This is a genomic window from Nocardioides sp., assembly GCF_050246775.1.
Lineage (GTDB): Bacteria > Actinomycetota > Actinomycetes > Propionibacteriales > Nocardioidaceae > Nocardioides.
On sequence record NZ_JBFWVK010000001.1, the window covers coordinates 661,530 to 674,923 of the forward strand.

The 13,394-nt window shown below is 69.8% G+C and carries 15 protein-coding genes; 7 read left to right on the forward strand and 8 right to left on the reverse strand.

Annotation, left to right across the window (positions count from 1 at the left end; all coding sequences use genetic code 11):
• Nucleotides 1-2: 2 nt before the first annotated feature.
• From AB7I40_RS03205 to AB7I40_RS03215, 3 genes are read left to right on the forward strand one after another with little or no spacing between them, the layout of a single operon-like run.
• Nucleotides 3-575 (forward strand): ferric reductase-like transmembrane domain-containing protein, encoded by a 573-nt coding sequence (locus AB7I40_RS03205; RefSeq protein WP_428343600.1) that lies wholly within the window; start codon nt 3-5, stop codon nt 573-575.
• Entirely contained in the window at nt 572-1,831 is a 1,260-nt protein-coding gene (locus AB7I40_RS03210; protein ID WP_428343601.1) for an NADH-ubiquinone oxidoreductase-F iron-sulfur binding region domain-containing protein, read from the forward strand. Before AB7I40_RS03205 ends, AB7I40_RS03210 begins: the two co-directional genes overlap by 4 nt.
• Nucleotides 1,828-2,022 carry a ferredoxin gene (locus AB7I40_RS03215; RefSeq protein ID WP_428343602.1) on the forward strand — a complete coding sequence of 65 codons (195 nt, stop codon included), beginning with the start codon at nt 1,828-1,830 and terminating at the stop codon, nt 2,020-2,022. The genes AB7I40_RS03210 and AB7I40_RS03215 overlap by 4 nt, the downstream gene beginning before the upstream one ends.
• A 4-nt stretch (nt 2,023-2,026) precedes the next feature.
• Here the strand turns inward: AB7I40_RS03215 and AB7I40_RS03220 are convergent, their stop codons facing one another.
• A complete protein-coding gene (locus AB7I40_RS03220; RefSeq protein ID WP_428343603.1) occupies nt 2,027-2,746 on the reverse strand; it encodes a type 1 glutamine amidotransferase in 720 nt (239 codons plus the stop codon).
• Between the two features lie 94 nt (nt 2,747-2,840).
• Here AB7I40_RS03220 and AB7I40_RS03225 point away from each other — a divergent pair, with 94 nt between their 5' ends.
• Together AB7I40_RS03225 and AB7I40_RS03230 are read left to right on the forward strand one after the other, a co-directional pair.
• A complete protein-coding gene (locus tag AB7I40_RS03225; protein ID WP_428343604.1) occupies nt 2,841-3,809 on the forward strand; it encodes a PDR/VanB family oxidoreductase in 969 nt (322 codons plus the stop codon).
• On the forward strand, nt 3,806-4,831 hold the full coding sequence (locus AB7I40_RS03230; protein WP_428343605.1) for an aromatic ring-hydroxylating dioxygenase subunit alpha: 1,026 nt from the start codon (nt 3,806-3,808) through the stop codon (nt 4,829-4,831). The genes AB7I40_RS03225 and AB7I40_RS03230 overlap by 4 nt, the downstream gene beginning before the upstream one ends.
• Nucleotides 4,832-4,850: 19 nt before the next feature.
• Here the strand turns inward: AB7I40_RS03230 and AB7I40_RS03235 are convergent, their stop codons facing one another.
• From AB7I40_RS03235 to AB7I40_RS03245, 3 genes are read right to left on the reverse strand one after another with little or no spacing between them, the layout of a single operon-like run.
• On the reverse strand, nt 4,851-5,081 hold the full coding sequence (locus AB7I40_RS03235; protein ID WP_428343606.1) for a hypothetical protein: 231 nt from the start codon (nt 5,079-5,081) through the stop codon (nt 4,851-4,853).
• A 29-nt stretch (nt 5,082-5,110) separates the two neighbouring features.
• Nucleotides 5,111-6,376 carry a cytochrome P450 gene (locus AB7I40_RS03240; RefSeq protein WP_428343607.1) on the reverse strand — a complete coding sequence of 422 codons (1,266 nt, stop codon included), beginning with the start codon at nt 6,374-6,376 and terminating at the stop codon, nt 5,111-5,113.
• 28 nt (nt 6,377-6,404) lie between these two features.
• Entirely contained in the window at nt 6,405-7,757 is a 1,353-nt protein-coding gene (locus AB7I40_RS03245; RefSeq protein ID WP_428343608.1) for a glutamine synthetase family protein, read from the reverse strand.
• A 136-nt stretch (nt 7,758-7,893) separates the two neighbouring features.
• Between AB7I40_RS03245 and AB7I40_RS03250 the strand changes: the two genes are divergently transcribed.
• Together AB7I40_RS03250 and AB7I40_RS03255 are read left to right on the forward strand one after the other, a co-directional pair.
• Nucleotides 7,894-8,688: an acetoacetate decarboxylase family protein gene (locus AB7I40_RS03250; protein ID WP_428343609.1), complete on the forward strand. Its 795-nt coding sequence runs from the start codon at nt 7,894-7,896 to the stop codon at nt 8,686-8,688.
• Nucleotides 8,689-8,712: 24 nt separating this feature from the next.
• Nucleotides 8,713-9,243 carry a MarR family winged helix-turn-helix transcriptional regulator gene (locus AB7I40_RS03255; protein ID WP_428343610.1) on the forward strand — a complete coding sequence of 177 codons (531 nt, stop codon included), beginning with the start codon at nt 8,713-8,715 and terminating at the stop codon, nt 9,241-9,243.
• Here AB7I40_RS03255 and AB7I40_RS03260 read toward each other — a convergent pair.
• The 4 genes from AB7I40_RS03260 to AB7I40_RS03275 are packed head-to-tail and all read right to left on the reverse strand — an operon-like array spanning nt 9,180 to nt 13,240.
• Complete coding sequence (locus AB7I40_RS03260; protein ID WP_428343611.1) at nt 9,180-9,920, reverse strand: gamma-glutamyl-gamma-aminobutyrate hydrolase family protein; 741 nt, start codon at nt 9,918-9,920, stop codon at nt 9,180-9,182. The two genes, AB7I40_RS03255 and AB7I40_RS03260, sit on opposite strands and share 64 nt — an antisense overlap.
• Complete coding sequence (locus AB7I40_RS03265; RefSeq protein WP_428343612.1) at nt 9,917-10,777, reverse strand: fumarylacetoacetate hydrolase family protein; 861 nt, start codon at nt 10,775-10,777, stop codon at nt 9,917-9,919. The genes AB7I40_RS03260 and AB7I40_RS03265 overlap by 4 nt, the downstream gene beginning before the upstream one ends.
• A 32-nt stretch (nt 10,778-10,809) precedes the next feature.
• On the reverse strand, nt 10,810-11,763 hold the full coding sequence (locus tag AB7I40_RS03270) for a catechol 1,2-dioxygenase (protein ID WP_428343613.1): 954 nt from the start codon (nt 11,761-11,763) through the stop codon (nt 10,810-10,812).
• Nucleotides 11,756-13,240 carry an aldehyde dehydrogenase gene (locus AB7I40_RS03275; protein ID WP_428343614.1) on the reverse strand — a complete coding sequence of 495 codons (1,485 nt, stop codon included), beginning with the start codon at nt 13,238-13,240 and terminating at the stop codon, nt 11,756-11,758. Before AB7I40_RS03275 ends, AB7I40_RS03270 begins: the two co-directional genes overlap by 8 nt.
• Nucleotides 13,241-13,394 lie beyond the last annotated feature (154 nt).

The window sequence follows — 13,394 nt, forward strand, 5'->3', positions numbered from 1 at the left end:
GCATGGACGGACCACTGCTCTGGTACCTCAATCGCAGCACCGGTTTCGTGCTGCTCGCCCTGCTGACCCTCTCGGTGCTGTTCGGGATCATGTCGACGGGAACCACCGGTGGGCGCGCGGGCCAAGGACTCCCCCGTTTCGTGACGCAGGCCGTGCATCGCAACATCTCGCTGCTCTCGGTGCTCCTCCTGGCGGCCCATGTGCTGACCGCCGTCATCGACACCTTCGTCGACATCCGATGGTGGCAGGCCATCGTGCCGTTCGGCGCGACCTACCAGCCCTTCTGGCTCGGGTTGGGCACCTTCGCCCTCGACCTCATGGCCGCTGTCGTGCTCACCAGCATCTTCCGCACCCGGGTGTCCTACCGTGCCTGGCAGCTGATCCACCTGTCGTCGTACCTGTGCTGGGCCGTGGCAGTCGTGCACGGAGTCGGCATCGGCACCGACATGTCCCGCGACGACCCGTGGGGGCTCATCGTCACCGCGGTCTGCGTCGCCCTGGTGCTGCTGGCCGGCGGCTGGCGCCTGGCCCGGCTCGCCTTCGGTCGCGGCGTGGCGCAGCGGAGTGCCGCATGAACAAGGTCGAGGTGGGCCTGTCCGCGTCAGCAGCCCCGTCGCCGGTGCCGACGCCGACCGACGTCGACATCACCCCCGGCCCGGCACTGCTGGAAGGCATCGCCGACGGCCACACCCTGGCTGCCCATCGCCGGCAGTACGGCGAGATCCCCCGCTTCACCCTCGAGGCACTCTCAGCCATGATCGAGACGGTCGCCCTACGCGGCCGGGGCGGCGCTGCCTTCCCGTTCGCACGCAAGCTCAGCGCGGCTGCGGCCGGCAGGCGGCCCGTGGTGGTCGTCAACCTGGCGGAGGGGGAACCGGCCAGCGCCAAGGACAGCGCCCTGGCCCTGACCCGCCCGCACCTGATCCTCGACGGCGCAGTCGCAGCCGCCCGTGCCCTGCGCGCTCGTGAGCTCCACGTGGTGCTGCCCGGTGATCGCCGGCTCGTGGGCGAGGCGATGCGGCTCGCGCTGGCCGAGCGCGACGACGCTCTTGCGGTCGTCCAGCACGAAGCCGACTCTCGGTTCGTGGCCGGCCAGGCGCGTGCGGTCATCGAGCTCATGTCCGGGCGGCCCAACCTGCCGGTCACGGCCTGGACCCCCGAGGCGGTCAAGGGCTATCGGGGCCGCCCGACCCTGCTGTCCAACGCCGAGACCTGGGCCCAGGTGGGTCGGCTGGTGCTGCGCGGGCCCACCGCCTATCGGCGCCACGGCCTGCAGGCCGAGCCGGGCACCACCCTGCTCACGCTGGCCTCCACCCGCGACCAGCCCCGGGTGATCGAGGTGGAGTACGGCACCCGGCTGCGCGACGTACTCCCGCTCGAGCGCCAGGGCCGACCGCTGCTCGTCGGAGGCTTCCACGGCTCGTGGGCGACCTGGCCCACGGTCTCCAACGCGTCGGTCTCGGTCGAACGCATGATCGCGCTGGGGATCCCCCTGGGCGCCGGGGTGTTGCTCTCCACCGCCGGCCACGAGTGCCCCGTGGCCCTGACCAGCCGGATCGTCGACCACCTGGCCGGCCAGAGCGCCGGGCGCTGCGGGCCGTGCTTCAACGGGCTGCCGGCCCTGGCTGCCGGCGTACGCGCCGTGCATGACGGATACGGCGGCACCGAGCGCCTCGACCAGCTGAGTGCCGTGCTGGTGCGGCGAGGTGCGTGTGCCCATCCCGATGGCACCGTGCGGCTGGTGCGGTCCCTGCTGGCGGCGTTCCCGGCCGACGTGGCCGCGCATGCGTCGGGTCGGCCGGAACGATGTGAGTGGACGGTGGCCTCATGACCCGCAACCTTCGAGTCGACTGGCCCGCGTGCCGGGCCCGTGGCCTGTGCCACGAGCACCTGCCCGAGGTGATCGACCTGGACGAGTGGGGCTACCCGGTCATCAACGGGGTCGTCACGCCGGAACTGCTCGCGGACGCCAAGGAGGCCGTGCGCACGTGTCCCCAACTGGCGTTGCGGCTGGCCCGCTGAACGATCACGACAGGGGCGAGGACGCGACCCGGTCCAGGAAGGCGTCCACCAGGGCGCCCGCGCGTCGGCGCGCAGCGGCGTCCTCGCCGGCCGTCACCGCGCGCAGCTGCTCCACGTCCTGGCCGTGGGCGACCACGGCGGCGGCACCGCCGTTGGACAGCCAGCCCTCGAGCATGTCGGCGGTCAGCTCGGGGTGGAACTGCAAGGCCAGGTTGCGGCGCAGCACCCACGCCTGGGATGCCGCGTCGTTGCGGGCGATCTCGCGGGCGCCGGCCGGCAGCGACCACCGGTCGTTGTGCCACTGGAACCAGGGGCCGCTGGGCACCAGGTCGGGTTCGTCGGCCTCGACCTGCACCCAGCCGAGCTCGGGTCGCGGCGACGGGCTGACCCGGCCCCCGTGCGCGATCGAGAGCAACTGACCGCCGAAGCAGATCCCGAGCACCGCGACGCCAGCTGCGTCCGCCGCTCTGAGCAGGTCCAGCTCCGGAAGCAGCCACGAGCCGATGAGCTCCTCGTCGTACGCCGACCAGATCGCGCCCATCGGCACGATGACGTCGTACGCCGTGGCCTCGGGCAGCTCGACGCTCACCCCGGGGTCGTGGAAGTCCGTCTCGTCGATGAGTTGGAGCAGCTCCACGTCGTACCCGCGCTCAGCCAGGCGGGCTCCTACCGGGCCGGGCGGCGAGACGTGGTCATGCTGGATCACGAGTGCCTTCTTGGTCACGTCCACCCCTTGCCGGTCGCCCTCGACACCTCTATCGTTTGGAGCCTAACGGTTTTCGCGAGAGTAGGCGAGACCCCCACCCGGGACGGTGAGAATGACGCAGGCAACCGAGACCCTGGTCAGCGAGTTCGAGGCCGACGTGCGTGTCAGCAGCGTGTCACCCGTCGCCGACGACGTCGTCGAGATCAGCTTCGAGGCCCACAACGGCTCACCCCTGCCTCCCTGGACGCCCGGGGCCCACATCGACCTGCTCCTGTCCGCCGACACCACCCGGCAGTACTCCCTCTGCGGCAGCCCGGCCGACCCGGTCCGCTACCAGGTGGCGGTGCTCAAGGCACCCCAGAGCCGGGGCGGCTCCCTACGGGTCCACGAGCTGGCCGCGGGCGACGAGCTCCGGATCCGCGGGCCGCGCAACCACTTCCCGATGCTGGCCTCACCGCGCTACGTCTTCATCGCCGGCGGCATCGGCATCACCCCGATGCTGCCGATGATCGAGGCCGCCGAGGCCGCCGGCGCCACGTGGGAGCTGCACTACGGCGGCCGCTCCCTGGCGTCGATGGCCTATCTCGACACCCTCGCCGCGTACGGCGACCGCGTGCACCTGGTCCCGCAGGACGAGAAGGGCATCCTCGATCTCGCCACGATCCTGGGCACCCCGGCCCCCCAGACGCTCGTCTACTGCTGCGGCCCGGAACCGCTCCTGGCCGCGGTCGAGTCGGCCTGCACACAGTGGCCACCGGGCGCGTTGCACCTCGAGCGCTTCTCGGCGAAGCCGCGTCAGGACGAGGGTGAGGACACCTCCTTCGAGCTGGTGCTGCAGCGCTCGGGCCTCACCGTGACCGTCCCACCGGAACAGTCGGTGTTCGAGGCGATGCGCGCAGCCGGCGTACCCGTCCTCGGATCGTGCCTCGAGGGCATCTGCGGCACCTGTGAGACCGGCGTGATCGAGGGCGAGGTCGACCACCGTGACTCGGTGCTCGACGAGGACGAGCAGGAAGAGAACGACGCCATGATGGTCTGTGTCTCGCGGTGCCGCTCAGCACGACTGGTGCTGGACGCATGAGCCGCCGCTGTCGCGACGTGCCGCACAACGCCTGGTACGTCGTCGCCGGAGTCGAGGAGGTCGGCCGCACGCCGCTGGCGCGCCGGGCACTCGGCCAACGGATCGCGCTGTACCGCACCACCACCGGGCAGGTCGTCGCCCTCGAGGACCGCTGCGCGCACAAGCCGGTGCCGTTGAGTGCCGGGAACGTCGTGGGTGACGACCTCGTGGCGGCGTACACCGGCTTCCGTTACGCCCCCGACGGGACGTGCACACGGGTGCCGACGCAGGACAACGTGCCGTACGGCGCTCGGGTGCGCGCGTTCCCGGTCCACGAGGACGGCCACTTCGTCTGGGTGTGGGCCGGCGACCCACGGCTGGCGGCCCTGCGGCGCCCGCCGACGACTCCGTGGTTGGAGGATCCAGCCTGGGTGTCCTTCGGCGAGACCTGGGAGACGGCCGCGTCACTGCGGCTGATGCAGGAGAACTTCGCCGACATCACCCACGTGCCACTGGTGGATCCGGAGATCGCTCCACCGGCCCTGACGGCCGGTACGCCGCCGCCCCTCGACGTCCGGGTCAGCGAGACCACGATGTCGTTCTCGCGGAGCTACCCTGCCTCACCCGTGGCGTCGTGGCACGCGCAGTTGCTGGGGCTGCCCGAGGACGCCCGGCACGTCCAGCGCGAGGAGGGCGAGTTCCACTCCCCCGGCCTCTGGGTGGATCGCTGGGTGGTCACCGTCGAGTCAGAGGGAGAGCACACCTTCGTGTTCACCCACGCCCTGACGCCCCTGGACGAGGGCAGCACGCGGCACAGCTGGCAGGTGAGCCGGAACTTCGCGACCTCGCCGGCGGCGACCGGCACCGCCCGGGCCCTGATGCGCCGCTACTACCTGACAGTCCGCTCCACGCTCGAGACCATGCAGGCCATGCTCGACGAGGACGGCCCGCGGGCCGAGGTCGCCCTCGCCAGCGACGCCGCCGCCACCCAGGTCAGCCGGATCATGGACCGCCTGGTGGCCGAGGAGACGGGCATCCGCTGATCGGGGAATCGGGGGTGGATCAGCTGTAGCGGTGGCTCTTGGCTGCGTGCCCGTGCTCGCGGGTGCAGGTGCGCCCACCGATCGCCCGATGGCCGCACAGCCGTTGCGTCGCGGGAGAGTCCGCGTCCACCTCGGGCGTGAGCGCAGGAGCCACGGGTGCAGGACGCCGGGGAGCTGCCTTCTTCGCAGCACCGGCCGCCTGCTCGTAACGCGCTTCGCGCATCGCGCGCAGGCCGTCCATCTTGCTCATCGTGGGATCACCCACCCACAGTAGAGGAGTCAGGCAGGCGTGAGCCGCACCGGGAACTTCTTGATCCCGTTGACGAAGTTGCTGCGCACCCGCTGGACCTCGCCGGTCAGCTCGATGTCCTTGATCCGGGGCAGCAGCTCCTCGAACATCAGGCGCACCTCCATGCGGGCGAGGTTGTTGCCCAGGCACAGGTGCGGGCTGCCCTTGCCGAAGGTCATGTGGTCGACGTTGGTGCGGGTCACGTCGATCGAGTAGGGGTCCTCGAAGGCCCGCTCGTCGCGGTTCCCCGACGCGAACCACATCACGACCTTGTCGCCCTCCTTGATGACCTGGTCGTGCATCACCACATCGCGCGTCGCGGTACGACGGAAGTGGAACACCGGCGAGGCCCAGCGCAACATCTCCTCGACGGCGGTCGGCATGAGCTCGGGGCGCTCCTGCAGGGTGCGCAACTGGTCGGGCTGCTCGATGAGCCCGAGCATCGTGTTGCTGATCGCGTGGCGGGTGGTCTCGTTGCCGGCGATCACGAGCAGGGTGAAGTAGTTGTTGAAGTCGACCTGCGTCAGCGGGACCCCGTCGTCGGGCAGCTTGTTGGCGAGGATCGAGATCAGGTCGGTGCCCTCGCCACCGACGCGGCGTTCGCGCAGGTCCTGACCGTAGTCCCACACCTCCTGAACCGTCGGGGACCGGAACGGCAGGTGCTTGTACTGGTCGCTGTCGGGCAGGTCGGCCCGGTAGGCCGTGTAGTCGGGGTCGGTGTTGCCGACGAACTCGTTGCCCCAGGCGATGAGCTGCGCGGTGTCCTCCTTGGGTACGTCGAGCAGCCTGGCCAGCACCTGGATCGGGAAGTCGGCACTGATCGAGGAGACGAAGTCGAACTCCTCCTGCTCCAGTGCAGTGTCGATGGTGTTGCGGGTCAGCTCACGTAGGAAGCTCTCGTAGTTCTTCATCAGGTTGCGAGGCGTGAACTCGCGCTGGATCAGCCGACGCAGCGCCTGGTGGCGGATCCCGTCGGTCTCCAGCATCGAGCGCCGGAAGTCCATCAGGTCGTCGTCGACCTCCTCGAGGTTGACGAACTTCGTCGAGGTGAAGGTCTCGTCGTCCTTGTCCACCGTCCAGATGTCCTCGTAGCGGGTCACCGACCAGAAGCCGGAATTGGGTTCGGCCTCGGGGTTCCAGTGCACCGGTGCCTCGGCGCGCAGGGTGTCGAACTGGGCGTAGCCGCCGCCGTCGGCGAAGCTGTCGATGTCGGCGAGGTCGACCTGGTCCAGGGGGACGGGCTCGTGTCGGGGCACAGTGATTCTCCTTGGGATGCGGTCCGGATCAGAGGTGGTAGGTGTACTCGCGGAACTCCCAGTCCGTGATCCACGTGTTGAAGCGATCGATCTCGTCGCGCTTGTAGGTGGTGAAGGCCTTGACGAACGACAGGCCGAGGACGTCGATCAGGTCGGTGTCGGCCTCGAGGGCGTCGAGGGCCGCGCCCAGGCTGGTCGGGAGCTTGTCGGCCTTGGTCACGTCGTAGCCGTAGCCGACCAGCGGCTCGGACGGTTCGAGCTCGTGCTGGACACCGAGGTAGGCCGCGGCGAGCATCCCGGCGATGATCAGGTAGGAGTTCGCGCTCGCGTCGCCGAGCCGCAGCTCCAGGCGCGAGGCGTTGCCGCGCTCGGGGGGGATGCGCACCATCGCACTGCGGTTGTCCATCCCCCAGTCGATGAGCCACGGTGCCAACGTGTCGGGGCCGAAGCGCTTGTAGGAGTTGACGGTCGGGTTGGCCAACGCGGCCAGGGCGGGGGCATGGGCCAGGATCCCGGCGATCATCTGCCGCGCGACCACCGACAGCCCGTCCGGGCCCTCGGGGTCGTCGAAGAGCGGCCGTCCGTCCTCGGACCAGGTCGAGAAGTGCAGGTGGTAGCCGGAGCCGCCCTCGTCGTTGAACGGCTTCGGCATGAAGGTGGCGAGCCGGCCCTGTTGGCGCGCCAGCTCCTTGATCGCGGCCTTGAACCGGTGGGCGCGGTCGGCGGCGTCCAGGGCCTCGCCGTGCCACATGTTGATCTCGAACTGGCCGGAGGAGAACTCGTGGTTCGCCGCCACCACCTCGATGCCGTAGTCCCCGAGCTGACGCAGGCTCTTGAGCAGCACGTTCTCCGGGTCGCCCTTGAGGCCGGAGACGTAGACGTTGCCGGTGCCCTCGCCGTAGCGGCGCCAGCCCGACGGGGACTCGGGCGCCTCCTCCAGGACGTAGAACTCCAACTCGGGACCGACCATCGGCTCCATGCCCAGCTCGGCGAAGCGGTGCACGACGTTGCGCAGCACCGTGCGGGGGCTCTCCTGCGAGGGCGAGCCGTCCGGGTTGAACAGGTCGGCGATGCAGTGCGCCACCCCGGGTTCCCACGGCACCGGCAGCAAGGTGTCGACGTCGGGGAAGGCCACCAGGTCGGGCAGTCCGTCGGAGAGGCCACCATCCATGTCGACGACCCCACCCAGGGGCGTGGTGCCGTAGACCGACCGACAGAACGCCACTCCGCTGCCCGCCGTACGCGCGAAGCGGTTGACCAGCAGGTCGCGGCCGCGGTCGGTGCCGATGAGGTCGGCATAACCGAGCCGGACCACGTCGATCCCCTGCTCGGTGAGCCGGTCGGCTGCGGGCTGCAGTCCTGAGGTGTCGAAGTGAGCCATGGATACCGTCCTGGATTGTCCGGAAACTCGTTAGGGTCCGAACAATAGCGGCGGGCCACGGCGGCGGCAAGGGGTTCCCTTCATCTCGGTCCACCGCTATCGTACGGATCCTAACGACCAGTCACCGAGGAGCACCATGACCCAGATGAACGGGTTCTTCTTCCCGCGTACGGCGACCGGACAGGCATCGCTCATCCCGTCTCCCCCGTGGTTCTACTCCGGCGACCTGCTCACTGTGGAGTACCGCACCGACCCGGCCCGGGTGGCCGAGCTGCTGCCTGCTCCCCTGACCCTCGCCGCGGAGGACCCCGGAGCGGTGGCCCTCATCTGGGCGGACTGGCAGTCCTGCTCCTCCTCGCGCGAGGAACTGCTCGACCCGGTGCGCTCGCAGTACAAGGAGACCTTCGTCGTGGTGCGCTGCACGTTCGAGGGCCGGACCTACTCACGGTGCGTCTACATCTGGGTGGACAAGGACTTCGCGATCGCCCGAGGCATGCACCAGGGCTACCCCAAGAAGCTGGGCTCGATGTGGCAGACCCGGCCACACGCCTTCCCCCACGCCTCCCCCGTGATCGGTCCCGGCGGGATGTTCGGCGCCACCCTGGCCGCCGGTGACCGCCGTCTGGCGGACGCCGTGCTCACCCTGCGCGAGGAGTCCGAGACCAACGGCTTCGTCAACGGCCACAAGATGGCCCACCACCGGGTGTACCCGAACATGGCCGGCCCCGGGGACGCCTATGCCGAGCTCATCGAGTCCGGCGGCGCCGAGTTCGCCGGCGGCCAGTCCTGGTCCGGCGATGTCGAGCTCAACCTCTACGACTCACCCACCGAGGAGCTCTCCCGCCTCAGCGTCGACGAGGTGATCGGCGGCTACTACCGTCAGGTGGGCGTGGTCTGGAACGGCGGACGCTCCCTGGCCACCTTGACGTGATTCGCGCCGGTTAGGCTCGTCGCCATGCCAGATCAGCACACGCTCGAGGAGACCGAGCAGGCAACCCTCGAACACGTCGGGCACCTGTCGCTCGACTTCGGGGCGATGCAGGCCGTGTCGAGCCTCTACCGGGCCGCCAACTCCGCGCGCAGCCATCTGACGAACACGGTGCTACGCCGCCACGAGCTGACCTGGACCGGGTTCCTGGTGCTGTGGCTGCTGTGGATCTGGGACCGGATGGAGACCCGCCGGGTGGCCGAGAACGTCGGCATCTCCAAGGCGACGCTGACCGGCGTCACCAACACCCTGGTCAACCGCGGGCTGGTACGCCGGGTGCCGAGCACCGTGGACCGCCGCCTGGTCGGCCTCGAGCTCACTCCCGAGGGCAACGAGCTCATGGAGACCCTGTTCCCCGAGTTCAACAGCGCCGAGGCGCGGATCGTCAGCGGACTCGACGCCGAGCAGGTCCAGCAGCTGACCGTGGCCCTTCGTCAGATCGTGTCGACCGTCGAGGAGCGCGACGCCGACACGAGTGCCGCCACCACCGAGAGCTGACGCGAGTCGCTCTCCCAGGTGTCCTCGGGATGCCACTGGATGCCTTGGAACCAGCCTCGGGACTGCTCGAGCTCGAGCGCCTCGATGACGCCTTCCTCCGACCTGGCCGTCACCCGCAGTCCCGCGCCCGGGATCGCCACGCACTGGTGGTGGTAGCAGGACACGTCGAGCCGCTCCCCCACCACCGAGGCGAGCTGCGAGCCGGCCTGGACGCTGATGTGGTGCCGATGGTTGCGGTGGTTGCGAGCGGCCCCGACGGGCTCGCTGTCCATGTCGAGCACCAGCGTGCCACCGAGAGCCACGTTGACCACCTGCATCCCACGGCAGATCGCGAGCAACGGGATGCCCCGCTCGAGCGCCACTCGGGCCAGTGCGAGGTCGAAGGCGTCCTGCTCCTCGTCGACGTCGTACAGGCTGGGGTGCGGTGCCTGACCGGACCAGCGCGAGGACAGGTCACCCCCGCCGGGCAGCAGGATGCCGGCCGCCCAGGAGACCCGGTCGGCGACCTCGGTGTCTTCCACCACGGCGCCGGGCGCGCTGGGATGCACCAGGACAGGGTCACCACCGGCGGCGAAGACGGCCGACAGCAGGTTTCGCGAGCCGACCTCGGCACGGTGCCGCAATGCCGACGCGGTGGTCGAGAAGCGCGCCGGGATGGCGATGAGCGGTCGGTTCATCTCTCGCTGCCCGGGGGCAGCGGCGGGCGAATGCCGCGGAACTCCCAGTCGCCGCCCTGGGCGGTCGACAGGACCTCCTCGGTCTCGGTGGGCTGGGCGCCCACGTCGGTGCGGATCGGGGTCGGGCCGGAGACGATGTGGTTGCGCAGGGTGCCGAGGCCCTCGACCTCCACCTCGACGACGTCACCGGGATAGACCGTGCGTGAGATCGCCGGGGTGCCGGAGAGCAGCAGGTCGCCGGGCTGCAGGGTGATCGTGCGGGCGATGTCGGCGACCAGGTAGTGCATGTCCCACTCCATCTCGTCGGTGTTGCCGTCCTGCTTCACCTCGCCGTTGACCAGGGTCCGGATCTGCTTGCCACGGAAGTCCCAGCCCTCCACCACCCCCGGGCCGACCGGGCACAGGGTGTCGGCACCCTTGACCCGCAGCATCGACCCCGAGTCGGTCTCGCGGAAGTCGTGCAGCCCGTAGTCGTTGGCCACCGTGTAGCCCCGGATGTAGTCGCCCGCCTCCGCCGGCGACACATTGCGGCAGGTCCGCCCGATCACGATGGCGATCTCGCCCTCGTAGTTGAGCCACTTGCACAACTCCGGGCGCACGACGGCGGCGTCGTGTGAGTTGAGCGCCGAGACCGGCTTGTGGAAGTACGTCGGCGCCGGGGGCAGCGTCTGCAGCATCTCCCTGACCCGGCTCACGTAGTTCAGGTGGACGCAGACGATCTTCGAGGGGGTGACCGGGGGCAGGTGGACCGCGTCGGCGATCGCCACCTCACGGCCGTCCCCGGCCACCAGCGACTCACCCCGGCGTACGACGTCGACGGGGTTGCCGTCGAGCAGGATGCGGCGGGTCTCTCTCATGCGGGTTCCTTCTCACTTCCGGTTGGTGGGCCTCAGCCGGCGGCGGTCAGATCGGGGCCGGCCGTCTGCCGGGCGTAGTCGGGGTCGATCGGGGTCGGGCGCGGGGCCGGGAACCCATCCTCGGGGCGGTCGAACCACAGGATCACCTGCCCGGTGCCGATGGAGTTCTCGTACTCGCCGTACTGCCGGGCGGGGGCAGTGCAGTCACCCTCGCCGATGGCGCCCAGCATCATCAGGTGGTGCATGAACTTGGCCTCGGGCCGGAATCTCAGGAACTCGGGCATCGTGTCGAGGACCCGGGCATGGTCACCGTCCTTGAGCCAGCCGATCCGCTCCTGGTCGGCGGCGTAGGCCTCAGGACTGAAGATGTGCTCGGCCCCCGCGGCTTCGTGATCGCGCAGCTGACGCAGGGGCCAGAACGTGTGCGACATGGCGCCGGAGGCCACCAGCAGGACCTTGCGGTCCGACTCCGCGATCGCCTGGCCGAGTGCTCGGCCCAGCCGCAGGGCGTCCTCGCCGTCTGCGGTCTGACACACCCCGATGGAGATCCAGCGCTTGTCGGGCAGTCCCCGGCCGAGGTACTCCCACACGTTGGTGGTGGCGTAGAAGATCGGCAGTGAGTCGTCCTGGATCGAGGTGATCCAGGTCGAGTTCGCCTCGGCCCGGCCGGCGATGAGCTGGGCAAGCTCGGGGTCCCCGGCGAAGTCGTAGGGCCGCTGGCTCATCCCGCGAGGCAGCTCCTCGGAGGTGAAGAGGCCGTGGCGGCGCGCGTGGCCGGTCACCACGAACTCGACAGTCGTCGCCCAGTGCGAGTCGAGCACCACGACGGTGTCGTAGTCGAGGACCTCGAAGACCTCGCGACGCAACTGTTCCAGCCCTGCGACCAGAGTGAAGTCCGAGCCGTTGTTGAGCTCGCGGCGCACCTCCTCGGGCAGTACGACGGTCGGCACGTGCGCCACCAGTCCGGCCCCGACCACCTCACCCATGAGCTGACTCCATCCATCCGGTGGGAGAAAAGACTGTGTTCTTGATGTCGGTGTAGAAGTCGAAGGACCAGATGCCGCCTTCGCGACCGATGCCGGACTTGCCGTTGCCACCGAAAGGCGCACCCAGGTCCCGCACGAAGAAGCAGTTGACCCACACCGTGCCGGCCTCGAGCCGGTGGCTCACCCGCTCGGCCCGAGCCCGGTCGCCGGTGACCAGGGTGGCGGCCAGGCCGAAGCGCGTGTCGTTGGCCAGCTCGACGGCCTGCTCCTCGTCGCTGAAGGTCTGCACGGTGAGCACGGGACCGAACACCTCCTCGGTGAGGATCTCGCTGCCCGCAGGGGCGTCCACGAGGATCGTGGGCCGGAAGAACAGGCCGCCGAGGTCGTCGTTGGGGCCACCGCCGAGCACCGCTCTGGCGCCGTCGGCCAGCGCGCGCTCGACGAAGCCGGACACCCGTTCGAAGTGGGTGCGGCTGACCATCGCGGACACGTCGGTGTCCTCCTCGCGAGGGTCGCCCTGGCGCACGTTCCGTGCCTTCGCGATCACCCGCTCGAGGAATGCGTCGGCGATGGTGTCCTGCACCAGGATCCGGAAGGCGCCGAGGCAGACCTGCCCCGCGTTGTCGAACTGCTCCACGGCCAGGTCCACGGCGAGGTCGAGGTCGGCATCGGCGAACACCACCAGCGGCGACTTGCCGCCGAGCTCGAACGACAGCGGCACGATGTTGGCGGCGGCCGCGGCGGCCACCCGCCCCGCGGTGGGCACCGACCCGGTGAAGGCGAGCCGGTTGATGCCCGGGTGCGCAGTCAGCGGTGCTCCCGCCTCGAGCCCGGTCCCCTGGACGACGTTGAACACCCCGGCCGGCACACCGGCCTCGTGCATGATGTCGGCGAGCAGGCTCGCGGTCAGCGGTGCCCACTCCGGGGGCTTGAGTACGACGGTGTTGCCGGCGGCCAGCGCGGGCCCGATCCGCCAGCTGGCCAACATGAGGGGGGCGTTCCACGGCGTGATGATCGCGACGACCCCGGCGGGGTCGTAGGAAATGCGCTCGCGGTGACCGCGCACGTCGAGGTCGGGATGCCCGAGCTCCTTCTCGGCGTAGTCGGCGAAGAACCGGAAGTTCATCGCGACCCGGGGCATCACCCCCCGCCGGTGGCTGCGCAGGAGGGAGCCGTTGTCGCGGGTCTCCACCTGGGCGAGGTCCTCGACCCTGGCCTCGATGCCGTCTGCGACGCGGCGCAGGATGGCGGAGCGCTCGGCCACCGGGAGGGCGGCCCAGGCGGGGAAGGCCTCCCGAGCGGCCTGGACGGCCAGGTCGACCTCGGTCGCTCCCCCGGCATGGAGGCTCGCGATCTCGGTCTCGTCGATGGGGGACACGTCGACGAAGCGACCTGTCGAGGCAACGCGCCGACCCCCGATCCAGTGCCTCAGGTCAACGGACACGCCCGCTACCTGGGCAGTGGTGTCGTCCACCATCACCTTCTCCTTGCCTGCATCATGCGATCGTTAGGGTCCTAACGTATCCACCGACCCAGGGTCGGTCAAGGAGGAATCCAATTGCCCGCAAACCCTTGGCAGGACCGCCACGGGGGCCTATCGTACGGATCCTAACGGCCTCTGTGTGTGATGC